The organism is Sphingopyxis sp. EU05-FHT14B03 (assembly GCF_058790875.1).
The window spans coordinates 820,738-845,770 of the sequence record NZ_JBYTDC010000001.1; the positions used below are offsets into that span (position 1 = coordinate 820,738).

The 25,033-nt window shown below is 66.7% G+C and carries 24 protein-coding genes and 1 tRNA gene; 9 read left to right on the top strand and 16 right to left on the bottom strand.

The features are described 5' to 3' along the window. Nucleotides 1–25 precede the first annotated feature (25 nt). Both AC3WS4_RS03980 and AC3WS4_RS03985 read left to right on the top strand, forming a co-directional pair. A complete protein-coding gene (locus AC3WS4_RS03980; RefSeq protein ID WP_492736349.1) occupies nt 26–1,147 on the top strand; it encodes a DUF5938 domain-containing protein in 1,122 nt (373 codons plus the stop codon). Between the two features lie 12 nt (nt 1,148–1,159). After that, a complete protein-coding gene (locus tag AC3WS4_RS03985) occupies nt 1,160–2,704 on the top strand; it encodes an acyl-CoA synthetase (protein ID WP_492736347.1) in 1,545 nt (514 codons plus the stop codon). Between the two features lie 86 nt (nt 2,705–2,790). Here the strand turns inward: AC3WS4_RS03985 and AC3WS4_RS03990 are convergent, their stop codons facing one another. After that, a complete protein-coding gene (locus tag AC3WS4_RS03990) occupies nt 2,791–3,237 on the bottom strand; it encodes an Lrp/AsnC family transcriptional regulator (RefSeq protein WP_056343352.1) in 447 nt (148 codons plus the stop codon). Further along, nucleotides 3,237–5,177 (bottom strand): isoaspartyl peptidase/L-asparaginase, encoded by a 1,941-nt coding sequence (locus AC3WS4_RS03995; protein ID WP_492736345.1) that lies wholly within the window; start codon nt 5,175–5,177, stop codon nt 3,237–3,239. Before AC3WS4_RS03995 ends, AC3WS4_RS03990 begins: the two co-directional genes overlap by 1 nt. 181 nt (nt 5,178–5,358) lie before the next feature. On the opposite strand from AC3WS4_RS03995, the gene AC3WS4_RS04000 reads away from it, so the two are divergent. Further along, nucleotides 5,359–8,103 (top strand): TonB-dependent receptor domain-containing protein, encoded by a 2,745-nt coding sequence (locus AC3WS4_RS04000; protein ID WP_492736343.1) that lies wholly within the window; start codon nt 5,359–5,361, stop codon nt 8,101–8,103. Nucleotides 8,104–8,329: 226 nt separating this feature from the next. Here AC3WS4_RS04000 and AC3WS4_RS04005 read toward each other — a convergent pair. From AC3WS4_RS04005 to AC3WS4_RS04020, 4 genes are all read right to left on the bottom strand, one after another. Further along, a tRNA-Arg gene (locus AC3WS4_RS04005) sits at nt 8,330–8,406 on the bottom strand. A gap of 49 nt (nt 8,407–8,455) precedes the next feature. Further along, on the bottom strand, nt 8,456–8,935 hold the full coding sequence (locus AC3WS4_RS04010; RefSeq protein ID WP_492736342.1) for a DUF1178 family protein: 480 nt from the start codon (nt 8,933–8,935) through the stop codon (nt 8,456–8,458). A gap of 3 nt (nt 8,936–8,938) precedes the next feature. Next, on the bottom strand, nt 8,939–9,199 hold the full coding sequence (gene grxC / locus AC3WS4_RS04015; protein ID WP_056343365.1) for a glutaredoxin 3: 261 nt from the start codon (nt 9,197–9,199) through the stop codon (nt 8,939–8,941). A gap of 4 nt (nt 9,200–9,203) precedes the next feature. Continuing rightward, nucleotides 9,204–10,088 carry a double zinc ribbon domain-containing protein gene (locus tag AC3WS4_RS04020; protein WP_492736340.1) on the bottom strand — a complete coding sequence of 295 codons (885 nt, stop codon included), beginning with the start codon at nt 10,086–10,088 and terminating at the stop codon, nt 9,204–9,206. A 24-nt stretch (nt 10,089–10,112) separates the two neighbouring features. On the opposite strand from AC3WS4_RS04020, the gene AC3WS4_RS04025 reads away from it, so the two are divergent. Next, entirely contained in the window at nt 10,113–10,964 is an 852-nt protein-coding gene (locus AC3WS4_RS04025; RefSeq protein WP_492736338.1) for a methyltransferase domain-containing protein, read from the top strand. 4 nt (nt 10,965–10,968) lie between these two features. Here the strand turns inward: AC3WS4_RS04025 and AC3WS4_RS04030 are convergent, their stop codons facing one another. After that, complete coding sequence (locus AC3WS4_RS04030; protein WP_492736336.1) at nt 10,969–11,352, bottom strand: (deoxy)nucleoside triphosphate pyrophosphohydrolase; 384 nt, start codon at nt 11,350–11,352, stop codon at nt 10,969–10,971. 258 nt (nt 11,353–11,610) lie between these two features. Here AC3WS4_RS04030 and AC3WS4_RS04035 point away from each other — a divergent pair, with 258 nt between their 5' ends. Together AC3WS4_RS04035 and AC3WS4_RS04040 are read left to right on the top strand one after the other, a co-directional pair. Further along, entirely contained in the window at nt 11,611–11,781 is a 171-nt protein-coding gene (locus tag AC3WS4_RS04035; protein ID WP_082544820.1) for a Flp family type IVb pilin, read from the top strand. 146 nt (nt 11,782–11,927) lie between these two features. Continuing rightward, nucleotides 11,928–12,092, top strand: coding sequence for a Flp family type IVb pilin (locus tag AC3WS4_RS04040; protein WP_056343372.1), 165 nt, complete (start codon nt 11,928–11,930; stop codon nt 12,090–12,092). 104 nt (nt 12,093–12,196) lie between these two features. On the opposite strand, the gene AC3WS4_RS04045 is transcribed toward AC3WS4_RS04040, so the two are convergent. From AC3WS4_RS04045 to AC3WS4_RS04065, 5 genes are all read right to left on the bottom strand, one after another. Continuing rightward, nucleotides 12,197–13,687, bottom strand: coding sequence for a M48 family metalloprotease (locus tag AC3WS4_RS04045; protein ID WP_492736332.1), 1,491 nt, complete (start codon nt 13,685–13,687; stop codon nt 12,197–12,199). Between the two features lie 134 nt (nt 13,688–13,821). Beyond that, on the bottom strand, nt 13,822–14,769 hold the full coding sequence (locus tag AC3WS4_RS04050; RefSeq protein ID WP_492736330.1) for an acetyl-CoA carboxylase carboxyltransferase subunit alpha: 948 nt from the start codon (nt 14,767–14,769) through the stop codon (nt 13,822–13,824). Between the two features lie 10 nt (nt 14,770–14,779). Beyond that, nucleotides 14,780–15,721, bottom strand: coding sequence for a tyrosine recombinase (locus tag AC3WS4_RS04055; protein WP_492736626.1), 942 nt, complete (start codon nt 15,719–15,721; stop codon nt 14,780–14,782). Nucleotides 15,722–15,991: 270 nt separating this feature from the next. Next, complete coding sequence (locus tag AC3WS4_RS04060) at nt 15,992–17,803, bottom strand: hypothetical protein (protein ID WP_492736328.1); 1,812 nt, start codon at nt 17,801–17,803, stop codon at nt 15,992–15,994. Next, nucleotides 17,800–18,108 carry a hypothetical protein gene (locus AC3WS4_RS04065; RefSeq protein ID WP_492736326.1) on the bottom strand — a complete coding sequence of 103 codons (309 nt, stop codon included), beginning with the start codon at nt 18,106–18,108 and terminating at the stop codon, nt 17,800–17,802. Before AC3WS4_RS04065 ends, AC3WS4_RS04060 begins: the two co-directional genes overlap by 4 nt. Between AC3WS4_RS04065 and AC3WS4_RS04070 the strand changes: the two genes are divergently transcribed. Both AC3WS4_RS04070 and aroB read left to right on the top strand, forming a co-directional pair. Continuing rightward, entirely contained in the window at nt 18,081–18,656 is a 576-nt protein-coding gene (locus AC3WS4_RS04070; RefSeq protein ID WP_082544812.1) for a shikimate kinase, read from the top strand. The genes AC3WS4_RS04065 and AC3WS4_RS04070 overlap by 28 nt on opposite strands. Next, entirely contained in the window at nt 18,644–19,750 is a 1,107-nt protein-coding gene (gene aroB / locus AC3WS4_RS04075; RefSeq protein WP_056343385.1) for a 3-dehydroquinate synthase, read from the top strand. Before AC3WS4_RS04070 ends, aroB begins: the two co-directional genes overlap by 13 nt. On the opposite strand, the gene AC3WS4_RS04080 is transcribed toward aroB, so the two are convergent. From AC3WS4_RS04080 to radA, 4 genes are read right to left on the bottom strand one after another with little or no spacing between them, the layout of a single operon-like run. Further along, nucleotides 19,747–21,633, bottom strand: coding sequence for a cation:proton antiporter domain-containing protein (locus tag AC3WS4_RS04080; RefSeq protein WP_187142028.1), 1,887 nt, complete (start codon nt 21,631–21,633; stop codon nt 19,747–19,749). The genes aroB and AC3WS4_RS04080 overlap by 4 nt on opposite strands. Then, nucleotides 21,630–22,058, bottom strand: a complete 429-nt coding sequence (locus AC3WS4_RS04085) for an iron-sulfur cluster assembly scaffold protein (RefSeq protein WP_056343392.1) — start codon at nt 22,056–22,058, stop codon at nt 21,630–21,632. The genes AC3WS4_RS04080 and AC3WS4_RS04085 overlap by 4 nt, the downstream gene beginning before the upstream one ends. Then, a complete protein-coding gene (locus AC3WS4_RS04090) occupies nt 22,055–22,624 on the bottom strand; it encodes a CvpA family protein (protein ID WP_082544813.1) in 570 nt (189 codons plus the stop codon). The genes AC3WS4_RS04085 and AC3WS4_RS04090 overlap by 4 nt, the downstream gene beginning before the upstream one ends. Before the next feature lie 10 nt (nt 22,625–22,634). Next, entirely contained in the window at nt 22,635–23,996 is a 1,362-nt protein-coding gene (gene radA, locus AC3WS4_RS04095) for a DNA repair protein RadA (RefSeq protein WP_056343395.1), read from the bottom strand. A 183-nt stretch (nt 23,997–24,179) separates the two neighbouring features. Between radA and fsa the strand changes: the two genes are divergently transcribed. Then, the gene (gene fsa / locus AC3WS4_RS04100; RefSeq protein WP_492736322.1) at nt 24,180–24,830 is read left to right on the top strand and encodes a fructose-6-phosphate aldolase; all 651 of its coding nucleotides are present in this window, start codon (nt 24,180–24,182) and stop codon (nt 24,828–24,830) included. The last annotated feature ends 203 nt before the right edge of the window (nt 24,831–25,033 follow it).

Genomic DNA, 25,033 nt, shown 5'->3' on the forward strand with positions numbered 1-25,033 from the left:
CTTATTCAAACTAGGGAATAATGACATGAGCAAGAAGCCGGTCATCGTCTATGGCGCCTCGGGCTACACCGGTCGCCTCGTCTGCGAATATCTGCGCGAACTCGGCATCCCGTTCATCGCCGCCGGGCGCGACGCCAAGCGTGTGCAAGAGGTGATGGACAAGGTCCCCGGCATCGAGACCGCCGACTATCAAGTCGTCGAGGTCGAGCATGATGTCGCGGCGCTGACCAAGCTGTTCAAGGGCGCGCAGGTCGTGTGCAACATGGTCGGCCCCTTCATCAAATATGGGCCCGAGACGGTCGAAGCTGCACTTGCGGCCGGCTGCCACTATCTCGACACAACCGGCGAACAGGACTGGATGCTGCTCGCGCAGGAAAAATGGGGCGACGCCTTTGCCAAGAAGGGCCTCCTCCTCTCGCCCTGCGTGGCGCAAATGTACACGACCGGCGAAATCGCGGCGAATATCGCGCTCGAAACCATGCCCGGCCTCGACACGCTCGACATGCTGGTGCTGTGGAAAGGCTTCCCGACCTATGCCTCGGTCCAGACGATCTTCACGATCCTCAAGGCCGACTGGTATTATCTCGAGAACAACCAATATGTTCAGTGGCCGACGCTGACGACGACCGAATGTCAGGTGCCCGGCCAGCACGCCACCGCGCTGACCCTGCCCTGGGGCGGCACTTCGCACCCGATCTGGTTCAAGACCGATCCGCGCGTCTCGACGGTCAAGGTCTATGGCGGCGTCTTCGCGCGCGAGGTCATGGACAATGTCGTCGCGATGACCAAGATGATCGACACCGACATCAAGCCGCTACCCTTTGCCGAACAAGAGGCGGCGCTCGCAAAAATGGCGGAATCGGTACAGGGCGACATGCCGCCGCGCGAAAATCCGCGGCTCAACACCAGCATCGACTCGGTCTATGCCTCGGGTCCGCTCGGCCGCGTCCATGTGCTGATCCACGGCAATTGCAATTACAAGCAGACCGGGCTGATGCAGGCCTGGGCGGCGGCGAATTTGCTGCAACAGGCGCCGCGCCGCACGGGCTTCGCCTCGGCTTGCCAGGCCTTCGGACACCGCGAAATCCTCGGCAGCCTGCGCCAGTTCGGGCTGGTGCTGAAACCGATCGTCACGGTTCATGACTGACCAGAGCGCCTGATGCGGCTGGTCGACTGGCTCGACAAGGGGGCGTCGCTGGGCGCCGATGCCCCCTGCCTGACGATGAACGGGCAGAGCCTGTCCTATGCGGATGTGCAGGCGCTGACCCACCGCGTCGCGCACGGACTGAACGCGTCGGGCATTTTGCCGAATCAGCATGTCGCGATCCTGTCGGGCAACGATCCCACCGCCTTCGCCTGCGTCTTCGCCATCTCGCGCGCCGCAGCGGTGTGGTGCCCGATCAACCCGCGCAACGAAGCGGCCGAAAACGCCTTCGTCCTCGACAATTTCGATTGCTCGGCGCTGCTCTTCCATTCGAAGTTCACCGACCTCGTCGATGAATTGCGCGGCCAATTGCCCAAGCTGAAGCTGCTAGTCTGCCTCGACGCCGAACAACAATTCGCCCCCTCGCTCGACCAGTGGCTCGCGGGCATCGAGAGCAGCCCCTTCACCGCCGCCCCCGTCAGCGACCTCGCGATGCTCCCCGGCACCGGCGGCACCACCGGCCATCCCAAGGGGGTGATGCTGACCAATCGCAATCTCGAGGCGATGACCGCGCTCACCTTGATGGGCTATCCGTTCGAGGGTCGCCCCGTCTATCTCGCGATGGCGCCGCTCACCCACGCGGCGGGCGTGCTCGCCTTCCCGATTCTCGCGCATGGCGGCGAAGTCGTGATCATGCCCTATCCCGATATCGGCGAATTCCTGTCGCTCGCTTCACAGCACCGCGCGACGCATACATTCCTGCCGCCAACCTTGATCTACATGCTGCTCGACCACCCCGCGCTGCCCGCGACCGACCTCTCGTCGCTGAGATGCTTCTGGTACGGCGCCGCGCCGATCTCCCCCACGCGGCTCGAAGAGGCGATCGAGAAGATCGGCCCGGTGATGGCGCAGCTCTTCGGGCAGACCGAGGCGCCGATGATGATCTCGATGATGGCGCCGAAAGATCATTTCAATTCGGATGGATCGGTCGCGCGCCACCGCCTGTCATCGGCGGGCAGGCCGGGGCCGCTGGTCCGGGTCGCGATCATCGATAGCGATGGCAAGGAGCTACCGCAGGGCGAACGCGGCGAGATCGTCGTCAAAGGCTCGCTGGTCATGGACGGCTATTACAAGAACGCGGCTGCGACCGCCGAGGCGACGGTGAACGGCTGGCACCGCACCGGCGACATCGGCTATCTCGACCCCGACAATTTCCTGTTCATCGTCGACCGCGCCAAGGACATGATCATCAGCGGCGGCTTCAACGTTTATTCGGCCGAGGTCGAGGCGGCGCTGCTCGCGCATCCGGCGGTGCAGGACGGCGCGGTGTTCGGCCTGCCCGACGACAAATGGGGCGAGCGCGTCTGCGCCGTCGTGCAATTGCGCGCGGGGCAAAGCGCCGACCCGGCCGACATCATCGCATCGGTCAAGGCCGCGATCGGCAGCGTCAAGGCGCCGAAGACCCTCGAAATCTGGGCCGATCTGCCACGATCGAAGGTCGGCAAGGTGCTCAAGAAGGATATTCGTGCGCAGAAACTGGCGGCGGCCAACGACGGCTGACCGGACCAGCGGCGATCACGCGCCGTCGCCCGGTTTCCGGCGCCGCTCTCAATAGCTTTCGATAAAATCGGCGAACTCGCTCTACGCTATCGCTCGATCTTGGTGGCGAGAATGACCGACGTGGTCGTGCGTTCGACACCTTCGAGAAGGCCGACATCGTCGATCAGCTCGTTGAGTTGGACGCCGTCCTCGGCCTCGAGCATCGCGATGATGTCATATTCTCCGCTGATCGCGTGGACCGCCTGAACCTGCCGCAGGGCCGCGAGCGCCTGCTCGACCTCACGGTGAAAGCGGGGCAGCGTCTTGATCATCATATGCGCTCGGACCCGGCTTGCCGAGAAAGCATGGCCGAGCCGCACGGTGTAGCCCGCGACGACCTTGCCTTCCTCCAACCGCGCGAGGCGCGAATAGATTTGCCCGCGCGAAATGCCCAGCTCCTTGGCGAGCTGCGCGATCGTCTGGCGGGCGTCGTCGCGGAGCAGGGTCAGCAGGCGTTCGTCGATCTCGTCGAGCGTGACGCCCCCGCTGGCCATCAGTCGGCCAGCTTTTCGTCGGCGAAGATCGCGGTTTGTGGAGTCCCCCCGGCGCTCATCCGCCCGCGATACATGCCAAGGTCGTTAATGGCAAAGGCCGGGTCGCCGTCGGGGCCCATCGCGATCAGCCCGCCGTCGCCGCCGATCGCGCCGACCGCCATGATCGTCGCCTGCGCCGCGTCCTTCAGGCTTTCGCCCTTCCACGCGACGCGGTCGCAGAGCTGGCGTGCGGCGCTTTCGCGGATGAAATATTCGCCCGACCCGGTCGCCGACACGGCACACTGGCCATCCTTGGCATAGGTGCCCGCGCCGATGATCGGGGAATCGCCGATGCGGCCCCAGCGCTTGCCGGTCATGCCGCCGGTCGAGGTCGCCGCGGCGAGATGGCCCTCGGCATCGAGCGCGACCGCACCGACGGTGCCGAACAAATGGGTGGGATCGATCGCCGCCTGCTGCTTCTTGCGCCAGGCCAGCAATTGCTGCCAGCGCTCCTCGGTGCGGAACCAGCTGGGGTCGACCTGTTCCAGCCCCTGCTCGACCGAAAAACGGTCGGCGCCGTCGCGCGCCAGCATGACGTGCGGGCTCTTGTCCATGACGGCGCGGGCAAGGTCGATCGGATGGCGCGTGCGGGTGACCCCGGCGACCGCCCCGGCCTTTTGCGTCTTGCCGTCCATGATCGCGGCGTCGAGTTCATTCTTGCCCTCGGCGGTGAACACTGCGCCGCGCCCGGCGTTGAACAGCGGATTGTCCTCGAGCACGCGCACCGCCGCGGCGACCGCGTCGAGCGCGGGGCCGCCCTTGTCGAGCACGGCGCTGCCGGCGCGCAGCGCCTCGTCGAGACCGGCGCGATAGGCGGCTTCCTTTTCGGGCGACAGCGAGCCGCGTTCGATCACCCCGGCGCCGCCGTGGATCGCGAGCGACCAGCGCGGCACTTCGGCGATCGCCCCGGCGCGCGCGGCGTAATGGCGCTCGAACACCGGATTGTCGACGCGACCCGAGGGCAGGTGGATCACCGAGTTCGGGCCCACCCCCGTCACCTTCACACGCGGCGCGTCGAGCGGGCGTCCGGCGGTGACGTCTTTCAGCCCGGCGCCGTCGACGACCCAGGCATAGCCGTCGGGCGCGGTCGCATAGATCCGCCCGCGGCCGTCGGGTTCGACCGCCAGCGCGGCGCTTTCATCGACGCCGAGGCCGAGCATCGGAGGCAGCGCGGGGTCGCGCCCGACCTGCGCCTTGGCGACGAAGGCGAAGAGGCGGCCGAGCCGCTCGCGCTCCTTGAAATGGGTGTCGGTGACGACGCCTTTCAAGAGCGCGAGATGGAGGAAATCGCCCTCGATCGTGTTGGCGGGGCCGAGCGGGTCGGCAAGCGCCTCGGGACTCCGGATGCTGCCGTCGTCCATCGCGCCATAGAGTTTTTCGCCCTGCATCGCGAGCCCGGCGCTGGTCCCGGCGAGCGGCTTGCCCGCCGCGACATGCGCGTCGAGAATCTCGGCGACCGGGGTGCCGCGCCAGTAACGAACGTAGCGCGCCTGGTCGCCGCCGGCGATGAAGATGCCGTCGGCCTTGCGCAGCCGGGCGAGGATCTTCTTGTCGGTCGATTGCGAGCGCGCGTGGAAGACGAAGATTTCGGCCGACTCGATGCCGCCGATCTCGTCGAAGAATTCCTTGCCCATCTCCTCGCCATAAGAGGCGCTGATGATGACGATATGGCCGCGCCCGGCTTTGCCGAAGAACCATTTCATCGCGTCGATATTGCGGTCGCCGCCGCCCATCAGCAGCAGCCCGCCCGACACGGGGCCAGGGGTCGGGGTGTCGAGCTTGCCGAAAACATAATGTTCGACGGGCTTTTCCTTCGCCTCCTTCGCGGCGGCCGGGGTCAGGGCGATACCGAGCATCGCGATCGACAGCAGCCGGATTCCCCTGATGAACGCGCGCAGCATGGCTTTCCTTCTCCCAATGAACGGGCGGATGTTACAAAATGTAGACCTGAAAAGACAATATGATTTCCAGATTCGACATATTGATTGAAATTATCGACGCTTTCTGGTGGGATGCGCGAAACATCCGGTGCGCGGGGCGCGTAAGGCATCGAGTCGAGCCGGGCAAACAAGGGGTTGTATGATGACGAATTTCTCGAGGCGTCCGATGCGGGTTCTGCTGGCGTTGGGCGTTTGCGTGCCGGCGCTGTCCGCGCCGGCCTTTGCGCAGGAGGCCTCCGCCGAGGCGGGCAGCGAGGAAATCATCGTCACCGGGTCGCGCATTCCCACGATCCGCGACCAGGGGCCGTCGCCGGTCACCACGATCGATTCCGATACGATCCGCGCCAACGGCTATACCAGCGTCCCCGAATTGCTCGCCGCGATGACGCAGAACAGCGGCGAAACGCAGAGCCCGCAATCGGGCAGCAGCGCCGACTTCACCCCCGGCGCGCAGCAGGTCGACCTGCGCGGTCTCGGCCCCAACCATACGCTGGTGCTGATCAACGGGCGCCGCATCGCCGATTTCCCGCTGCCCTATATCGGGCGCAGCAACTTCACCGACATTTCGAACATCCCCGTCAGCCTGATCGACAAGGTCGAAATCCTGAGCGGCGCGGGGTCGGCGATCTATGGCTCGGACGCGATCGCCGGCGTCGTCAACTTCAAGATGAAGGAAAAGCTCGACGGCATCACGCTCGACTATCGCCACGGGCGCACCGAGCATGGCGGCGGCATGTCGCACCGCGTCACCGCGACGGGCGGCTGGTCGACCGATCGGTTCAACATCGCCGGCGGGATCGAATATATCGACCAGCGGCCGCTGTGGGCGTTCGACCGCAGCATCCAGGACAGCACCGACGACAATCCGGTGAACACGCTGGCGCGGCGTACCTTCCTGCGCATCGACGACAATGTCGACTATATCACCCCGCCGCCGGGCGCCTGCGCCGCGCTGTCGGGACTCAACATGGGCACGATCCAGCAATATAACCGTCCGCGCTACGGCGATTTCTGCGGCAGCAAGCAATCGATCGCCTATGGGACGATCATTTCGGGGCGCAAGGGCTTCAACAGCTTTGGCACCATGTCCTACGAGCTGTCGGACAATGCCAAGCTGTTCACCGACTTCCAGTTCGGGATCAGCAAGGTGCGGCTGATGTACGACGTCACCGCCTGGGCGTTCGAACAATCGTCTTCGAGCGCCGACAATTATTTCTACAACAGCTTCACCGACCAGCTCGAGGATTGGTCGCGCCAGTTCACGCCGGAAGAAACCGGCGGGTTCGAGCTGCAGCGGATCAAGCAGACGACCTACAGCATCACGCCGGGCATCCGCGGCACGGTTGCCGATAAATGGAATTACGAGCTGTCGTTCAATTACAGCCGCTACCAGTCGACCGTCCGCTGGCCGCAGATCATCAACAGCAAGGCGCAGAAGCTGTTCCTCGGCGACCGGGTTGGCTTCGACGAGGACAGCGGCTATCCGATCTACAACGCCGACCCGGCGCGGCTCTACACGCCGCTGACGCGCGCCGAATATGAAAGCATTTCGGCCGACACCGTCTATCGCCCTTACGCCTGGACCAACAATTTGCAGGCGACGCTGACCAACGGCGAGCTGTTCGAGCTGCCCGCCGGTCCGGTCGGCTTCGCGATGGTCGCCGAATATGGCAAGCAGGGCTATAATCTCCGGCCCGATCCGCTGGCGCTCACCGACTATTATTACAGCTGGAAGGACAGCGATGGCGAGGGCAAGCGCAGCCACGCCGCCCTGGGCGGCGAATTGCGCGTGCCGGTGCTCGATTTTGTGACGGTGACCGGGGCCGGACGCTACGATCGCTTCGGTTTTGCGGGCCGCAACGTCGGCAAATTCACCTATAATGGCGGCCTTGAAGTGCGGCCGATGGACAGCCTGTTGTTCCGCGCCGCCTATGGCACCGCGTTCCGCGCGCCCGACCTCCATTATGTGTTCACCGGACCGGGTAATGTGTCGAGCGGCGTCGACGATTATTACCTCTGCGGCATCGAAGAACCCGACGAAGACATCGGCGACTGCAGCTATTCGGGCACCGGCGTCGTCGTGAACCGGACCGGCAACCGCGATCTCAAGGCCGAAACGGGCAAGACGCTGACCGCCGGTATCGTCTTCGCTCCGTCGAGCCGCCTGCACCTGTCGGTCGACTATTTCCGCGTCTCGCTCGACAATCAGGTCGACGACCTCAGCATCGACCAGATCGCGCGCGACGAGGCCGCCTGCCGGCCCGACGCCAATGGCAACACCGAACTCGATCCCGCCTCGCCGACCTGTCAGGACGCGATCGCGCGCGTGTCGCGCTTCACCGGCGGCAGCTTCGCGGGACAGATCGAATCGATCCGCGTCAACCCGATCAATATTGCGCGCGAAAAGACCAGCGGTATCGACATCGCCTTCCGCGGCACCTTGCCCACCAGCTTCGGCGATTTCACCCTGTCGCTCGCGCACAGCCATGTGTTCAAGCACAGCTTCCAGCAATATCCGGGCGATCCGATCGAGAACAAGCTGGCGTTCGACAGCGGATTCTACCTGCCGCGCGACAAGTCGAACGGCAGCATCACCTGGGCCAGCGACGGATTGCAGCTCACTTTCTCGGGCACCCGTCTCGGCAAGCTGCCCAATTATGACGAGGACGCGTTCCTGAAGGCGAGCTATTTGTTCAACGCGACGCTGCAATATGATTTCACCGATCATATGCGCGGGTCGCTGACGATCCGGAACCTGTTCGACACCAACCCGGTGAAAGACCCGACCTGGTCGAGCTATCCCTATTACAACACCAGCTGGTTCGACAGCGTCGGGCGCAGCGTGTTTCTGCAGTTGACCTACAAGCTCGGCGGTTCGGCACTCTGAAGGCTTTCGAACCGATCCTTCGCTAGCGCGGCGGTTATGGGCCGGTTGTGGCGAGCCAGCTTTTTGCTTGGCTCTCCACCCCGGCTTTACCCCGGGCGTTTCGATCGAGAGCGGCATGGCGGAGACCGAGACGATCGCCGCTGTCAGCGGCGCGATGCGCGTCGGCGTGCCCCGCCGCGGCCGAAATCGCGTCGAAGCTGTAAAATGATCGCGACGACGAGCGAAGTGGTGCACCCGACAGGATTCGAACCTGTGGCCCCCAGATTAGGAATCTGATGCTCTATCCTGCTGAGCTACGGGTGCGCCGCCGTCCGTGTAGCGGCGTGGCCCGCAAAGCGTCAATCGGCCGCGATCAATTCAGCGCATCGGGCGGCACGAAGGGAACGAGCAACGGCATCGCCGCGATGCCGTCGTCGCGTAGCGACTGAGCTTCCTCGGGCGAGGTCTGGCCGTGGATCAGGTCCTCGGCGGCGCGGCCTTCGTGCATCGCGCGCGCCGCGTCGGCAAAGTCGCGGCCGACCCAGCGCGACTGCGGCAGCATCTCGGCCTGTTTCGCCGCGATCCCCGCCATCACCTTGCGGACGAGTTCGGGCGAGATTTCACCGGCATGGCCGTGCTGGGCCTCGGTCGGCGCCGGAGCCGACGGCGCGGCAAGCTGGTTCGACTTCGCCCCGATGCGCGGCGCCATCACCGCTTTCCGCACATCGCTGTCGCCGCAGATCGGGCAGGCGATCAGCCCGCGCGCCTGCTGACCGGCAAAGCTATCGCTGCTGGCGAACCAGGCCTCGAACCGGTGGTCGCCGGCGGCGCAGCAAAGATCGAACACGATCAAAGGTCAGGCCGTTCCGAGCAGCGGATCGAGCCCGCCCTTCGCATCGAGCGCGGCGAGGTCGTCGCTGCCGCCGATATGGCGGCCGTCGATGAAAATCTGCGGCACCGTGCGGCTGCCGCCGGCGCGTTCGACCATCGCTTCGAACCCCGCGCGATCCATCGTCAGGTCGATTTCCTGATAGTCGGCGCCCTTGCGGTCGAGCAGCGCCTTCGCGCGCGAGCAGTAAGGGCAGAAAAATTTCGTAAAGACTTCGATTTTGGCCATCTGGCTATCCTGTCATGATCTGATCGCTGATATCGGAATCCAACGTGGCAAAGTCAAATATGTTGCCGGTCATCAGCGCTTCGGGGACGACCCGCGCCCAGCTGAGCGCCGAAACCCGCACCGCACCGCTGCGCCGGAGCGCCCTGGCGGCGGCGCGCAAGGTCGCCCCGCTGGCATGGACATCGTCGATCAGGATCAGGTGCCGTCCCGCGGCTCTCGCCTTGGCATCGGGGGCCAGCGCAAACGCGCCCGCGACGATCTTCTCGCGCTCGCGCCGGGACTTGCCGCGCAGCGACGCGGTCGCCCTGGCGCGCAGCAACAGATGATGATCGTGCGGGGCGCCGGTCAGCCGCGTCAGTTCGTCGGCGACGAGCGCCGCCTGGTTGAACCCGCGCGACCAGAGCCGCCGGCGGTGGAGCGGGATCGGCACGAGCAGCGCCTCTCCCCCGTCCGCCAGAGTCGTCAACGGCCGCGCCATCAGGCGCGCCATCAGCCGGGCATGACCGAGCCGCCGGCCATATTTGAGCCGCAGCGCGACGGTGCGCGCCGCGGGGCCATAAGCGACCGCCGCCGGAGCGCCATCGAAGGGCGGCGGATTCGTGAGACAGGCGCCGCATTGCAAATCGGCGCCCGCCAGCGCCCGCGGCAGGGGGATCGAACAGCGGGCGCAGGCGGGACCATCGAGGAAATCGAGCGATTGCCAGCAGGCCAGGCAGAATTGCCGGTCGCCGGCGACGATGATCCCGCAGGCGGGACAGCGCGGCGGCAAGGCATAGTCGACGATCGCCCGGCCCGCGTCGCGGAGGCCGCGCAGCAGGCTTGCCGCCCGCGCCGGCGTTTCGCTCTCGACCTGCACCGCCGCGCTCGCCATGTCCGACTTGTGAAGCATCGCACGAGGCGGCACAAGCGCCGCATGTCGCAGCCCCCCGCCCCGCTTTTTTCCTCCGCGCGCCACCGCGCCCAGCGCGATCGCGTGGCGCACCTGCCCGCCGAGGCCAATTTTCTCGCGCCGATCATCGCCGAAACGCTGCTCGACCGCCTGTCGATGGTGACGCGCCGCTTCCCGCGAACCCTGCTGATCGGTGCCCATGACGGCGCGCTCGCCGACCATCTGCGCGCGACGGGCACCGAATTGACGATATTCGAGGCGGGGCCGGCACTGGCCGCCGCGACGGGCGCGATCGTGGGAGAGGCCGATGCGATCGACCTGCCCTTCGCCAGTTTCGATCTGATCGTCTGGCCCGGCGGACTCGACAGCGTCAACGACGTGCCCGGAGCGCTCGTCCGGTTGCGCGCGCTGCTCGCGCCCGATGGCTTGCTGCTCGGCGCCTTCGTCGGCGACGGCAGCCTGGCGCGACTACGGCGCGCGGTGATGACCGACGGGGTGCGCTCGATCGCCCGCCTGCATCCACAGATCGACCTCGCGGCGATGGGCAATCTACTCCAGCGCACCGGTTTCACCATGCCGGTGGTCGACGTCGACGCGCTGAGCGTGCGCTATGGCGACTGGTTCGCGCTCGTCCGCGATCTACGCGCCGCAGGCCTGTCGAGCCGGCTATCCCCCGCGCCGCCGCCGTTGACGCGCGAAGAGGCGACGCACATCGCGGTCGCCTTTGCGGCGCAGGCCGACCCCGACGGCCGCGTCGCCGAACATTTCCGACTGATCCATTTCAGCGGCTGGGCACCGCATCCCGATCAGCCCAAACCCGCGCGACGCGGCAGCGGCACCGCGTCGCTCACCGACGCGCTGAAACCGAAAGACTAGGGTCCTAGAGCAAGGCTTCGAGCAGCCCGATCAGCGGGCGGTCGGCGGGCGGCATGTCGAGGCCGTAAAGCTCGACCGGCCGCATCCAGCGCAGCGCCGTGGCGTGCTGCGCCACCGGCACGCCTTGCCATTTGCGCAGCGCATAGACGAGCAGCAGCAAATGCCGGTCGCCCAGCGGCTCGCTCGCGAAACAGGCGGGGGCCAGGCAGGCATGATCGACCACGATTCCCAGTTCCTCGTCGAGTTCGCGGATCAACGCCGCCTCGGGGGTCTCGCCGGGTTCGAGCTTGCCGCCCGGAAACTCCCACAAACCGGCCATCGCCGTGCCTTCGGGACGTTGCTGGACGAGCACCCGCCCGTCGCGATCGACCAGCGCCGCGGCGACCACAATGAGACAGTTTTCGGCGGCTTTTATTGATGGGACAGAGGACAAATTATTAACCCTGATATGCGAAATCCGGAATCCTCGGGAACTCTAGGACCAGAATCCCCGAATTGCACGGCCGAGGTTCGAACGATTCTATCGTCTCGGACCCATGGCGCGATTGCGGCACGGACCAGTGCGGCATCGCGCGCACGTCACGGCCATGGACGGTCGTCCGGCGATTCGGGAATGCTGAGCCTGGAAAAAGGCAGGGGCAGAATGATGACCAAGATTGCCAAGTTGCTGCGGTCGACCAGCGCCGCGACGGCTGTCGAATATGGGCTGATACTGGCCCTGATCTTTATCGCGGCGATGACCGCGATCACCAATGTCGGCAATTCGACCATCAGCATGTGGAACAATGTATCGACCGCGTCGACGAACGCGATGTGAGATTTCGGCTGTCCGAAAATGGGACTGACGAAAGCGGCCAAGAGCCGGCGGCGCATTAAGAAATTCAAAACCAATTCGCTGTAGAAGTGCAAATGTTGACCCGACCAGACCGTCAACAGGGTAAGTGACTTATCAGGAGACCAGACATGAAGTTTCTCAAGAAATTCGTTCGCGACACCAAGGCCGCGACCGCCATCGAATACGGCCTGATCGCCGCTCTGATCGCCGTCGCCGGCATCACCGCGATGACCTCGGTCGGCAAGAGCGTCAGCGGCACGTTCAACAACGTGAACACCGCGCTCACGACCTAATATTGCGATTTCGCCGACCGGTCCGCCGGCCGGCAATCCAATAGAAAGGGCGGTGGAGCAATCCACCGCCCTTTTTGCTGTCCGGTCGAAAAGTCCGCGCCGGTTCAGCGGCTCGCATACACCACGATCTTGACCTTCTGCCCCGGCGTCAGACGGCTTGTCGCGGTCAGCCGGTTGAGCACCTGAAACCGCTCGGTCTGGTAATTGCTGTACGCCATACGCCGCGCCAGCGTCGCGACGGTGTCGCCGCGGCCGACCGTCACCACATCGATGCGGCGCGGCTTGATCGCGGTGGCTTCCGCCGTGCTGAGGCGGCGCACGCTGTTGTACATCGTATTGAACACGCTGCCGCCGCCCGCCTTGGTCAGCGCAACGAAGTGAAACGCGCTGGTCCGCGAAAATTCATAGGCAAAGACCGTGACGTCGACCTGGCCCGACTGGGTGTTCGCCCGCGCGGTCGAAGTATAAGCGGGGATTCCGTTCACCGTCGTGCGCTGGATGCTGCTGGGTGTCAGCGCGGTGTTGCCCGCCACCGATTTGAACGCCGCGGCGACATAGGCATTCATGTCGCCGTTATAGGCCGCCGTCGTGAACTGCGCCTGCCCACCGGTGCCGCTGACCGACACCGCGGCCGCGCCATTCTGCATCCCGTAACCGCTCGGCACCGCGAATTTCAGCCGCAGGTCGGGGTGGAGGAATTCATTGCCCTCGACGACACCTTGCGCCGGATCGTCGCCATAGAGCACGCCGTCGACCGACGCGAGGAAGGCATCGGCGTTGCGTACGCCGCCGGTTCCCGCACCCGAAGCGAGCGTCTGGGCGTTGCGCACGCGCGACGCCGGGTCGGGGTGAGTGCTCGCCCATTCGGGTAGCGCGCGCGCGTCGCCGCCCGACAGCCGGGCATCGAGGTTGGTCTGGTTGGCGAGGCTGGCGAGCACGGTCGACAGCGCCAGCGGATCATAGCCCGCCTTGCGCAGATATTGGACACCGAGTTGGTCGGCCTCCAGTTCCTGACTGCGCGAGAATCCCAGGGTCGCGAGCTGTGCGACCTTCATGGCATTGTTCTGAAGCAGCCCGCCGAGACCACCGAGCAACCCGCCGTTGTCGCCGATCGCGCCGCCAAGCACGCCGGCGAGGACGCCAAGGATCGAATTGCGCGTCGCCGCCGACTGCCGCTTCTTGCTATGCTGGGCCGCGACATGGCCGACCTCGTGGCCGAGCACGCCCGCGAGTTCGGCTTCGTCGTTCATCAGCGCCATCAGCTGGCGTGTGACGTAAATATAGCCGCCGGGGATCGCGAAGGCGTTGTTCACCGGCGAATTGAGCAGGGTGACGGTGAAGTCGCTACGCGCGTTCGAAAGGCCCGATTGCACCGCGATAGCCTGCCCGACGCGCCCGACATAGGCGGCCTGCGGCCCGGTGTAGGTGCCGCCGAATTCCTGCACCAGTTCGGGATGCGCGTCGCTGCCCTGCTTGCGCTCGCTCGCGGTGATGCTGGTCGCCGTCTTGATCGTCTTGGTCTTCGCATCGGCGATACCGCCGATCGTCACCGCGCTGGCGAGCAGCGCAGCCATCGCCAATTTTGTCCGGGTCATGTTGATCTCCCTTGGTCCTGTCCGCGATACCATAAGCCTATATCCGCGCACGAAAAGACGCGCCATGAACATCCGGCTCAGGCAATTGACAGGGAAAACGTCGGGCCCGCGATCGGGTTCCGGAAAGAAGCCGTCTAGCCGCGGCCCATGGCGAGGAATTTCTCCTCGCGCGCCGCGAGAATCTTGTCGCGCGGCAGCCCCGACAGCGCGTCGAGTTCCTGCGCGATCGCGTCGCCCAGCGCCTTGATCGCGATTTCTGGCGCACGATGCGCGCCGCCGACGGGTTCGGGAACGATGCGGTCGATGATCTTCAGCGCGAGCAGATCCTCGGGCGTCATTTTCATCGCCGCCGCCGCGTCGGCCGCCTTGTCGGCGGTGCGCCACAGGATCGATGCGCAGCCCTCGGGCGAAATCACCGAATAGACGGCATGTTCGAACATCAGCACCCGGTTCGCCGCGGCGATCGCGATCGCGCCGCCCGATCCACCTTCGCCGACCACTGTCGCGACCATCGGCACGCCGAGCGCCAGGCATTGTTCGGTCGAGCGCGCGATCGCCTCGGCCTGCCCGCGTTCCTCGGCCTGGATCCCCGGGAAGGCGCCCGAGGTGTCGACGAGTGTGATCACCGGCAGCCCGAACCGGTCGGCGAGCTGCATCAACCGGATCGCCTTGCGATAGCCTTCGGGCTTCGCCATGCCGAAATTATGCTTCATCCGCGACGGGATATCGTCGCCCTTTTCATGCCCGATCACCATCACGCGGCGACCGCGAAAACGCGCCAGTCCGCCGAGGATCGCCTGATCGTCGCCGAAATTGCGGTCGCCGGCCAGCGGCATCCAGTCGTCGAACAGCCCCGCGACATAATGTTTGAAATGCGGGCGGTCGGGATGGCGCGCGACCTGCGTCTTTTGCCAGGGCGTCAGCTTCGCATAGATATCGCGCAACATCTTCGAGGATTTGTCCTCGAGCCGCGCGATGTCCCCCTCGATATTGAGCGTCGGATCGTCGCCCATTTCGCGCAATTCGGCAATCTGGCGATCAAGCGCCGCGACCTGTTTTTCGAAGTCCAGAAAGGCTGTCATCTGTGCGCGGTTAGGACGATGGCGTCGCAACGTCAACGTTCGCCGCCACCCCGCCCGTCCCGACATCCATGCGCGCGAGCGGATGGCGGCGATTGACGAGTTCGACGAGGCGACGACTGTCGACATGGGTGTAGATTTCGGTCGTCGCGATGTCGGCGTGGCCGAGCATCAGTTGCAGCGCGCGCAGATCGGCGCCGCCCTCCAGCAGGTGCGTCGCAAAGGCGTGGCGCAGCACATGCGGGCTCACCGCGGTCGGATCGATCCCGGCACGCGCCGCCAGATCGCGCAGCATCTGGAACAGGCGCACCCGCGAAACATGGCTCTTGCCCGACGGAAACAGCCAGGACGTCCCGTCGGCGAGCAACGGCAGCCAGCGATCGAGCGCATCCCGCGCACGCTCAGACAGCGGAACCAGCCTTTCCTTGTCGCCCTTGCCGCGCACGATCAGATAGAGCCGCTCGCCCGCGATCGCCCGCCGCGGCAGCGACACCAATTCGCTCGCGCGCAGCCCAGAACCGTAAAGCAGTTCGAGCAGCAACAACATCCGCACCGCGGCGGCGGGCGGCGAGGCCCCATCGGCCTCCCCGCTTGCCTGGGCGAACAGGCGTTCGACATCGTCATGGGTCAATATGCGCGGCAGGGGCCGCCGCGTCGTCGGCCGCGCCAGCGGCTGCGTCGGGTCATCGGCCCGCTCGCCCTCGTCGCGCAGGAACGCGTAAAATTGCCGCAGTGCCGACAATTTGCGCGCCGCGCTGCTCGCCGCAAGTGATTGATAACCGGCCATGATCGTGCGCAGCGCGTCGGTGTCGGCATCCGCCAGCCCGTGCGGCGCCATCGTTGCCGCCTGCTCCAGATCGCGGCGATAAGCGACGAGCGTGTTGCGCGCCGCGCCGCGTTCGGCGGCCATCATTTCGAGGAAACGGTCGATCAGCGCGGCGTCGCCGTCGCGCATCTCAGAGCGTGACAAGATGACATGGATCCGCCGTGACGGAGCCGAATTTGGCCGAGTGCAAGGCGCGAGGAGCAGCGCGATGTGGTTCATCGTGCGCGACGAGCAACGCAGCAATCGGCCAAATTCGGCCCGCCCTGGAGGGGTTGCCTCCGGAAGCCCGCCGGACTGCGGCGCGGCTCTGGACCGGGCCACCAGCCCGGTCTGCGATCCGCTTCTTGCCGGCGAGCTTCCGGAGGCAATCACGGCGGGTCCATGTCATCTTGTCACGCTCTAGACCCGAACCAGCGCCTCGGCCGCGATCATCCGCGCCTCCGACGCCAGCCCGACTTCGCGCAACGCCTTCACGATATGATAGAGATGATAGGGCGGCATCGTCGACCAGTCGCCCTGCATCCCCGCTGCCGCGAGCAGCGCGACCATGCCCGGTTCGCCGCGCGCTGCGGCGTCCGAAATCGCGCGCGTCCAGCGCGTCTGCTTGCCGAGGTTCACCTCGAGATCGCTCGCCGCCGACGCCGCCTGGCCGCTGTCGATGCGCCCGAGACCGGCCAGCCCCGCGAGCAGCAGCTTGCTGCGCTGATAATCGGCGCTATCGTCATCGCCCGAAAAGCTCGACACCGCGCTCGCGGTCGTGCCGTTGAGCGCGCGTGGCGATCCGACCGCGAGGACCCCCCAGGCGCGGCTGCCGACATTGACCGTCGGCACCCAATCGATCGCGCGATTGTCGTAACCGCCCGCGAGCATCGACCCGATCAGCTGCCAGGGATCGCTGCCGACCGCGGTGCCGACCGGCAACGCCGCGGCGGCGCGAGCGGTCGCGACCTGCGCCGCGTAACGATCGACCGGATTGCTGCCTCGGCCCCACAGGCTTTCCATCGCCGCATAGCGATCGGCCGCCGTTTCGCCGCCAAAGGCACTGCGCAACAGATCGGTCTGCGCCGCCAGGCTTTCGGGCGGTTCCTCTTCGCTCGCCGCGGCGCTGAGCAGCGAGACATAGGCTTCGCTCGACAGCACCCCGCGCGCCGCCGCATCGGGCGCGGCGGCGACGCGGTCGGCCATCTCGCTCATCGGCGCGAGCACGGTCCAGGCGCGCATCGCCGGGGTGGCGGTGCCGCGCAGCGGCGCCGGAATCGGCGTCGCGGTCGCGGTCGCCATGCCGAAGCGCCAGCTCGTCAATTTGTCGATCTTGTCCCACTGGATCGTGATCGAACGCCCGCCCGCGCCGCTCGCACCGAGCACGCGTTCGGCGAGCAAAATGTCGAAATTCGATACCTTGCCGCTCGATCGCACGCGGCTCATCGCCCAGCCGGCGGGACCCGCCTCGCCCGACAGGCCGGCGCAGATGCCGGCGGCGAGCCGCCACGCCTGTTCGTCGCCATGCGCAAGGCCGGCGGGGACATAGGGGCACATGCCGGCGGGATCGGCGTTGGCGAGGAAAACCTGCTGCGCCGTCGCGACGAGCCGCGGACTCGCGCGGTCGTAATCGACCGACTGGACGATCGTGCGCGCGATATTCGCCTCGCCCATGCGCAGCAACAAGGCAGCACGGTCGGCGGCGAGGTCGGCGCCGTTGATCGTGTCGGGGGTGTCGATGGCGGAGGCGAGCGAACGCCGCAGCAGGATCGCGCCCCAGCGCGACGCCAGCGGCCCGCGCGTCGAACGCATGATCGCGGCGGCATATTGGCCGCGCACCCCGAATGCATCGGGGCCAAGCCCGCCGGTTTCCGGGGTCAGCGGGCCGATGCGGGTAAGCAGGCGCCGCGCACCGGGCGGCAGGTCGTATTTCAGCGTGCCGGGTTCGACCTCTTCGCCGTCCTCGAGCTCCTCGTCGTCGGTCGCAGTCGCGGTCGTGGCGGTGCCGGGGAGCGTCGCGGTGACGGTCGGGGCGACCGGCCCGGCCTTCGGCGTCGACGAAGGGGTCGGTGTCGCGGTCGGCGCGGGGGTCGGCGACGGGCTCGGCGTCGGGGCCGGATTGCCGAAACCTTCGGGCAGCAAGGATTCCTGCGCGAGCGCGGGCAGGACCAGCGCGGCGGCGAGAGCGGCGCCCGACAGGCCCAGCGTCAGCGGTACCAGCCGCGTCTTCATTGCGGGCGGCTTTCGGGCGTCGCGCTGTCGGCAATCTTGTCGGTCACATCCACCTCAATCATTCGCGGTTCGATCGGCCGGCCCAGGAAAATCAGCAGCAGCCAGAAAACCAGCAGCACCAACAAGAACACGACCAATCGACCGATCCAGAGGCCTTTCCCCGATCTGCCCTGCCTGCGCAATATCCAATGCCATCCTTTGCCGACCAGAAGCCCGTTTTGCGCGGCGCAGCAAAACCATTGTCCCGCGCGGTCCAGCCGGTATAGCCGCGCCCAGCATGACGCGAAACCCGAAAAGCCCGGCACCGATTTCCTCGGGGGCCCTGTCCGCGGCGATCCGCGAGCGGCCGATCGTTCTCGTCGGGCTGATGGGATCGGGCAAGTCGACGATCGGCCGCCGTCTCGCCTCACGGCTCGGGATGCGCTTCGCCGACGCCGACGACGAGATAGAGCGCGCGGCGGGCATGACGATCAGCGAGATTTTCGCGCGCTTCGGTGAGGCGCAATTCCGCGACGGCGAGCGCCGCGTCATCGCGCGCCTGCTGACCGGCAAGCCGCTCGTCCTCGCGACCGGCGGCGGCGCCTTCATGAACGAAGAGACGCGCGCGCTGATCAAGCAGGCCAGCCTGTCGATCTGGCTCGACGCCGACATTCCGACCCTCGTCGAACGCGTCGGGCGCCGCAGCCACCGCCCGCTGCTCAAGAATCGCGATCCGGGCGAGGTGCTGCGCGAACTCGCCGTCGTCCGTAACCCGATCTATGCCGAGGCGCATATCCGCGTCAGCTCGGCGTCGAGCCCGCACGACCATACGGTGCGCGCGATTTTGGAGGCCCTTTCGCAATGGAACGCCTGACCGTCGAACTCGGCAGCCGCAGCTATCCGATCCTGATCGGCGACGGCCTGATCCGCGACATCGGCACTCATGTCGCGCCGCTGCTCAAGCGCCCGCGCACGATGATCGTCACCGACGACCATGTCGCGCAGCACTATCTGACGTCAGTCGGCGCCTCGCTCGGCGCCGAAGGCATTTCCTTCTCCTCGCTGGTCCTGCCGGCGGGCGAGGGCAGCAAGAGCTGGGCCGGCCTCGGCCGCCTCACCGAATGGCTGATCGGCGAGGGCGTGGAACGCAGCGACCATGTCATCGCGCTCGGCGGCGGGGTGATCGGCGACCTCGTCGGTTTCGCGTGCAGCATCGTCAAACGCGGCTGTGCCTTCGTACAGGTGCCGACCACGCTGCTGGCGCAGGTCGACAGCAGCGTCGGCGGTAAGACCGCGATCAACGTCGCGGCGGGCAAGAATCTCATCGGCGCCTTCCACCAGCCCGCGCTCGTCCTGATCGATCCGACGACGCTCGCAACGCTGCCGCGCCGCGAACTCGGCGCGGGCTATGCCGAAGTCGTCAAATATGGCCTGATCGACGATCCCACCTTCTTCGCCTGGTGCGAGGCGAACGGCGCCGCGTTACTCGCGGGCGACAGCGCCGCCCGGCACAAAGCGATTGCGCACAGCGTATCGGCCAAGGCGCGCATCGTCGCCGCCGACGAGCGCGAAACGCAGGATATCCGCGCGCTGCTCAACCTCGGCCACAGCTTCGGCCACGCGCTCGAGGCCGAGACCGGCTATTCGGACCGACTGCTCCACGGCGAAGCGGTCGCCGCGGGCATGGTGCTGGCGCATCAGTTTTCGGCCGCGAACGGCCTCTGCCCGCCGGAGGACGCCGCCCGCGTCCGTGACCATCTCGCCAGCGTCGACCTGCCGCACAGCCTCGCGAGCGCCGGCGTCAACAGCGACGGCGCGACGCTCGCGGCGCACATGGCGCACGACAAGAAGGTACGCGGCGGCAAGCTGCCGCTGATCCTGACGCGGGGCATCGGCCAAAGCTTCGTGACCGAAGACTATGGCCTCGACAAGGTCGCGGCGTTTCTGGACGGCGCCGACGCCGCCTAGGCGAACGGCTCACCCTCGGCCTCTTCCTTCGCCAGCTTCGCCGCGCGGCGCGTTTCGCGCAGTTTCTCGAGGATGCTCGTCCCCTCGCGGCTACCCCCGGGCTGGAAACGATGGTCCATGCCCGCCGACAGGTCTCCATCGACCAGCTGCGCATCGAGCCGCACCTCGTCGAGGTGACGCAGCGCCGCTTCGACATCCTCGATCTCGCGCCGGTCGATGTCGAGCTGTTCGAGCGCCATCAACCCCAGCGCGATCGAGCTTTCGAACACCTCGCGCACCGCGCCGCTCGCTCCCGCCCCGTCGATCGCCATCAACTGGCGGCGGTCGAACACGCGCATCAGCACCTTCGCATTGGGGAAGGCCTCGACCACCGGGCGCAGCGCGGCGGCATCGACGCTGCGATCGTCGATGCAATAGACAATCAGCTTGACGTCATCGGCCCCCGCGCGGCGCAGCAGGTCGAGCCGCAGCCCGTCGCCGAAATAGACCTTGGTGTCGAACCGTTCCGACAGCTCGATCTGGCTCGGCTTCTTGTCGATCAGCGTCACCGAACAATCGACCGCATGCAGCATCTGCGAAACGATCTGTCCAAACCGCCCATAACCGATCACCAGCGCCGATCCGCGCGGCGCATCCTCGGGACCGGCGAGCTCCTGGCCATCGCGGTCGGGCGCGAATTCCAGGTTGCGCGCGAACAGCATCAGGAAGGGCGTCGACACCATCGACAGCGTCACCACCGCGCTGAACAGGCTCGCTGCCTCGGGGGCGATCAGCAGCGCGTCCGACGCCTGGGTGAAGAGCAGGAAACCGAACTCGCCGCCCTGGCTGAGCAGCAGACCGAGGCCGAGCGCGGCCTTCCACGACATGCCGTACACGCGCGCGATCCCGGTGAGAACGCCGACCTTGACCGCGACCAGCCCCGCCGCGAGGCCGAGGACGAGCCAGGGCCGCTCCATCACCGCGCCGACATCGAGCACCATGCCCACCGCAAGGAAAAACAGGCCGAGCAGGACGAGGCGGAAGGGCTCGACATCGGCCTCGATCTCGTGCCGGTACGGCGAGTCGGCGAGCATCACACCCGCGATGAAGGCCCCGAGCGCGGTCGACAGATGCAGGCTGTGCATGAAGGCCGCGCTCGCCAGCACCACCAGCAGCCCGACGACGACGAACAGCTCGCGCTCGCCATAGCGCCCGACGAGGCGCAGCAACGGGTTGACGATGAAGCGTCCGACCAGAACCAGCGCGGCGATCGCGCCGACCGTATAAAGCCCCATCTGCCATCCCGGCGGCGCCGACGGGTCGGCGGGCGCGCGCGACAGCGCGGCGACGATGGTGATCATCGGCACGATCGCGAGATCCTGGAACAACAGGATCGAAAAGGCCTTTTCGCCGAAGGGCGAATTGATCGTGCCCGAAGATTTGAGGCTGGGCAGGACCTGCGCGGTCGATGACAGCGCCAGCGGCAGGCCGAGCGCCAGCGCCGCCTGCCAGCTGAACCCCAGCGTCGCGAGGATCAGCGCGGTGAGGATCAGCCCGCTCACCACGACCTGCGCCATGCCCAGCCCAAAGATCGCGCGGCGCAGTTCCCACAGGCGGCGCGGATGGAGTTCGAGCCCGACGAGGAACAGCAGGAAGGCGATGCCGATCTCGGCGAAGGCGAGTTTCGATTCGCCGCCACCGACCAGCCCCAGCCCATGCGGGCCAACGAGCGCGCCCGCGATCAGATAGCCGAGCACCGCACCGAGGCCGAGGCGGCGAAAGATCATGACGAACAGGGTCGCGACGCCGAGCAGGATCGCCCCTTCGAACAACATCGTGTCGGTCGCGACACCATTGCCGGCCGCGATGTCCGACGCGGCGGTCGCGAGCAGCAACAGGCTCATGCGCCCGCGGTCTCCGCCTCATAGGCCGCGATCGCCGCATCGAAGGGCAGCAGGATGGCGCCGTGCCGCGCGGGATAATCCTTCGCCGGCGCCAGCAGGTCGAAGCCGGGCCAGTCGGGCTGGTCGCCGGTGCCGCCAAACCAGCCCGCTATGGCTGTCCGCGCGGCGCGGATATCGTCGAGGCTTCGCCCCTTCGCATGGCGCGCGAGCAGTGCCGCCGACGCCTGTCCGAGCGCGCAGGCCTCGACATGCAGGCCCACGGCGGTCACGCGGCCATCGCCGTCGGTATCGAGATCGAGGATGATCCGGCTGCCGCAGAGCGGCGCGCGCAGCGAGGCGTGATGGCGCGCATCGGGCAGCGGCAGATATTCGGCGGTCGCGACCGCGAGCGACAAAATGTCGCGATTATAGAGCGGCGCGCTCATTTCGCGCCCGCGGCGGACGCGTCCTTGTTGTCCTTGGCGCTGCCGTTTGCCTCGGCCTCGCGCGCTGCGGCGCGGCGCTCGGCGATGACCTTGCTCATCGCCGCGCTCGTGGCATTGAGCGCCGGATAGGTGCGGCTGTCGGTCATCCACGCCGGGCGCTGCGTATTGCCATAACCGATGTCGTACAGCAGCGTGACGAGCAGGAAGCCGATCGAAGCGATCAGCAGCCCCTTCACGGCACCGAAGCCCGCGCCCAGCCCGCGGTCGAACCCGCCGACGAGCGAGGCGCGGCTGCGCTTGCCCATCGCGCGCGATCCCCATTTGGCGAGCGCGAACACCCCGCCGAAAACGAGCACGAAGGCGAGCACCGCCGCGCCGCCCTGGGTCCCGACCCAGCCGCTGACGAGGCCGGTCACCATGCCGTGAAACAGGCGCACGGCGACGATCGCCAGCACCCAGGCGAGGAGGGTCGTCACCTCCTGCACCAGGCCGCGCGTAAAACCGAGCACCGCGCCGCCGCCAACCAGCACGAGCACGACGATATCCAGAGCCGTCAGACTTCCCATTTGCCGGTCGCTAGTCGCGCCCGAGCATCAGGTCAACGAGTTCGCCCAATCGGCCGAAACCGGTGACCGAAATCCCGCCGACGCCCTTCATCCCCTTGGGACCCCAGCCGGTCGAGAAACCGAGCTTCGCCGCCTCGCGCAACCGCAGCCCGTCGTGCGACACCGGGCGCACCTCGCCCGACAGCGACAATTCGCCGAACACGATCGCATCGGCGGGCACCGGCCGCTCGCTGAACGCCGAGATCAGCGCCGCCGCGACCGCGAGGTCGGCCGCGGGATCGGTGAGCCGATAACCGCCCGCGATATTCAGATAGACCTCCGCCCCGCCAAGCTGCAGCCCGCAGCGCGCCTCCAGCACCGCGAGCACCATCGCGAGCCGCCCGCTGTCCCAGCCAACCACCGCGCGGCGCGGCGTCGCCCCGCTCGCCAGCCGCACGGTCAGCGCCTGCACCTCGACGAGTACCGGCCTGGTGCCTTCGAGCGCGGGGAACACCACCGACCCCGGCACGTCGCGGCTGCGGTCGGTCAGGAACAGGCTCGACGGGTTGGCGACCTCGCCCAGCCCGCCCTCGCCCATCGCGAACACCCCGATCTCGTCGGTGCCGCCGAAACGGTTCTTGACCGCGCGCAGGATGCGATATTGGTGGCTGCGCTCGCCCTCGAACGCCAGCACCGTGTCGACCATATGTTCGAGCACGCGCGGCCCCGCGATCGTCCCGTCCTTGGTGACATGGCCGACGAGCACCAGCGCCGCGCCGCTGTCCTTGGCATAGCGGATCAGTTCCTGCGCCGAGGCGCGGACCTGGCTCACCGTCCCCGGCGCACCCTCGATCAGGTCGCTGTGCATCGTCTGGATCGAATCGATGACGATGAAATCGGGATCGCTTCCGCCAAGCGTCGCGAGGATATCGCGCACCGAGGTCGCGCTCGCCAATTGCACCGGCGCCTTGCCGAGCCCCAGCCGCTGCGCGCGCAGCCGCACCTGCGCCGCGGCTTCCTCGCCGCTGATATAGACGACCGTCTTGCCCGCCAGCGCCAGCCGCCCCGCCGCCTGCAACAACAGCGTCGACTTGCCGATCCCCGGATCGCCGCCGATCAGCGTCGCCGACCCCGCGACGAAGCCGCCGCCCAGCGCGCGGTCGAACTCGGCGATGCCGCACAGCATCCGCTCGGGCATGATGCTGTGCGCGTCGAGCGCCTCGAGCGCGATCGTCCGGCCACCCTTGCTGAGGTCGTGCTTCGCCGAAAAGGCGGTTTCGCCGGCTTCTTCGACCAGCGTGTTCCACTCGCCGCAATCGGCGCACTGCCCCTGCCAGCGATAGGTGGCAGAGCCGCAATTCTGGCAGACATATTGGCGTTTCGCTTTGGCCATGGGGTTCGCTTAGCGGGAACAAAAATGGAACGCCAGCCCTTTATCCCGTCGCCATTGCGAGCGAAGCGAAGCAATCCAGAGCGTGCGGTAACCGCTCTGGATTGCTTCGCTTCGCTCGCAATGACGGGGAAAGGGTTCTAGGGGAGCGAAGAAACCGAATCGCCTGCCCTCAAGGAAGCCCCCATGAAATTCTTCGCCGACACCGCCGAAATCGCCGACATCCAGGAACTCGCCGCGACCGGCCTGCTTGACGGGGTCACCACCAACCCCTCGCTGATCGCCAAGTCGGGCCGCGATTTCAAGGAAGTGACGCGCGAGATTTGCGCCCTCACCACCGGCCCCGTCTCGGCCGAGGTCGTCGCGCTCGACCATGAAACGATGATGAAAGAGGCCGAAATCCTCCGCAAGATCGCGCCGAACGTCTGCATCAAGGTGCCGCTGACCATCGACGGCCTCAAGACGTGCAAGGCGCTGACCGGCGACGGCACGATGGTCAATGTCACCCTCTGCTTCTCGGCGGCGCAGGCACTGCTCGCGGCCAAGGCCGGCGCGACCTTCGTCTCGCCCTTCGTCGGCCGCCACGACGACAACGGCTTCGACGGCATGCAGCTCATTTCGGATATCCGGCTGATCTACGACAATTACGGCTATGAGACCGAAATCCTCGTCGCCAGCGTGCGCCACGGCATCCATGTCCTCGAGGCCGCCAAGATCGGCGCCGATGTGATGACCGCGCCGCCGTCGGTGATCAAGGGCCTGTTCAAGCATATCCTGACCGAAAAGGGCATCGAAGGCTTCCTCGCCGACTGGGCCAAGACCGGGCAGTCGATCTGAAGATAGAGATCCTCCCTGCGGCGCAGCCGTGGGGAGGGGGACCGCCGCGAAGCGGTGGTGGAGGGGCCGGCGACGTCGCGCCATGGCCCCTCCGTCAGCGGCTGCGCCGCTGCCACCTCCCCATCGCTTCGCGACAGGGAGGATTCATCCCTTTCCAGTTGACGTAAACGTCAACTCACGCCGATACTCCCCTACGACAAAGG

Bases quoted from the DNA above. Each gene is read 5' to 3' on its own strand.
- AC3WS4_RS03980 (WP_492736349.1), top strand. From the start codon at position 26: ATGAGCAAGAAGCCGGTCATCGTCTATGGCGCCTCGGGCTACACCGGT.
- AC3WS4_RS03985 (WP_492736347.1), top strand. From the start codon at position 1,160: ATGCGGCTGGTCGACTGGCTCGACAAGGGGGCGTCGCTGGGCGCCGAT.
- AC3WS4_RS03990 (WP_056343352.1), bottom strand. From the start codon at position 3,237: ATGGCCAGCGGGGGCGTCACGCTCGACGAGATCGACGAACGCCTGCTG.
- AC3WS4_RS03995 (WP_492736345.1), bottom strand. From the start codon at position 5,177: ATGCTGCGCGCGTTCATCAGGGGAATCCGGCTGCTGTCGATCGCGATG.
- AC3WS4_RS04000 (WP_492736343.1), top strand. From the start codon at position 5,359: ATGACGAATTTCTCGAGGCGTCCGATGCGGGTTCTGCTGGCGTTGGGC.
- grxC (WP_056343365.1), bottom strand. From the start codon at position 9,199: ATGGCCAAAATCGAAGTCTTTACGAAATTTTTCTGCCCTTACTGCTCG.
- AC3WS4_RS04020 (WP_492736340.1), bottom strand. From the start codon at position 10,088: ATGCTTCACAAGTCGGACATGGCGAGCGCGGCGGTGCAGGTCGAGAGC.
- AC3WS4_RS04025 (WP_492736338.1), top strand. From the start codon at position 10,113: ATGTCGCAGCCCCCCGCCCCGCTTTTTTCCTCCGCGCGCCACCGCGCC.
- AC3WS4_RS04035 (WP_082544820.1), top strand. From the start codon at position 11,611: ATGACCAAGATTGCCAAGTTGCTGCGGTCGACCAGCGCCGCGACGGCT.
- AC3WS4_RS04040 (WP_056343372.1), top strand. From the start codon at position 11,928: ATGAAGTTTCTCAAGAAATTCGTTCGCGACACCAAGGCCGCGACCGCC.
- AC3WS4_RS04045 (WP_492736332.1), bottom strand. From the start codon at position 13,687: ATGACCCGGACAAAATTGGCGATGGCTGCGCTGCTCGCCAGCGCGGTG.
- AC3WS4_RS04050 (WP_492736330.1), bottom strand. From the start codon at position 14,769: ATGACAGCCTTTCTGGACTTCGAAAAACAGGTCGCGGCGCTTGATCGC.
- AC3WS4_RS04055 (WP_492736626.1), bottom strand. From the start codon at position 15,721: ATGCGCGACGGCGACGCCGCGCTGATCGACCGTTTCCTCGAAATGATG.
- AC3WS4_RS04060 (WP_492736328.1), bottom strand. From the start codon at position 17,803: ATGAAGACGCGGCTGGTACCGCTGACGCTGGGCCTGTCGGGCGCCGCT.
- AC3WS4_RS04070 (WP_082544812.1), top strand. From the start codon at position 18,081: ATGACGCGAAACCCGAAAAGCCCGGCACCGATTTCCTCGGGGGCCCTG.
- aroB (WP_056343385.1), top strand. From the start codon at position 18,644: ATGGAACGCCTGACCGTCGAACTCGGCAGCCGCAGCTATCCGATCCTG.
- AC3WS4_RS04080 (WP_187142028.1), bottom strand. From the start codon at position 21,633: ATGAGCCTGTTGCTGCTCGCGACCGCCGCGTCGGACATCGCGGCCGGC.
- AC3WS4_RS04085 (WP_056343392.1), bottom strand. From the start codon at position 22,058: ATGAGCGCGCCGCTCTATAATCGCGACATTTTGTCGCTCGCGGTCGCG.
- AC3WS4_RS04090 (WP_082544813.1), bottom strand. From the start codon at position 22,624: ATGGGAAGTCTGACGGCTCTGGATATCGTCGTGCTCGTGCTGGTTGGC.
- radA (WP_056343395.1), bottom strand. From the start codon at position 23,996: ATGGCCAAAGCGAAACGCCAATATGTCTGCCAGAATTGCGGCTCTGCC.
- fsa (WP_492736322.1), top strand. From the start codon at position 24,180: ATGAAATTCTTCGCCGACACCGCCGAAATCGCCGACATCCAGGAACTC.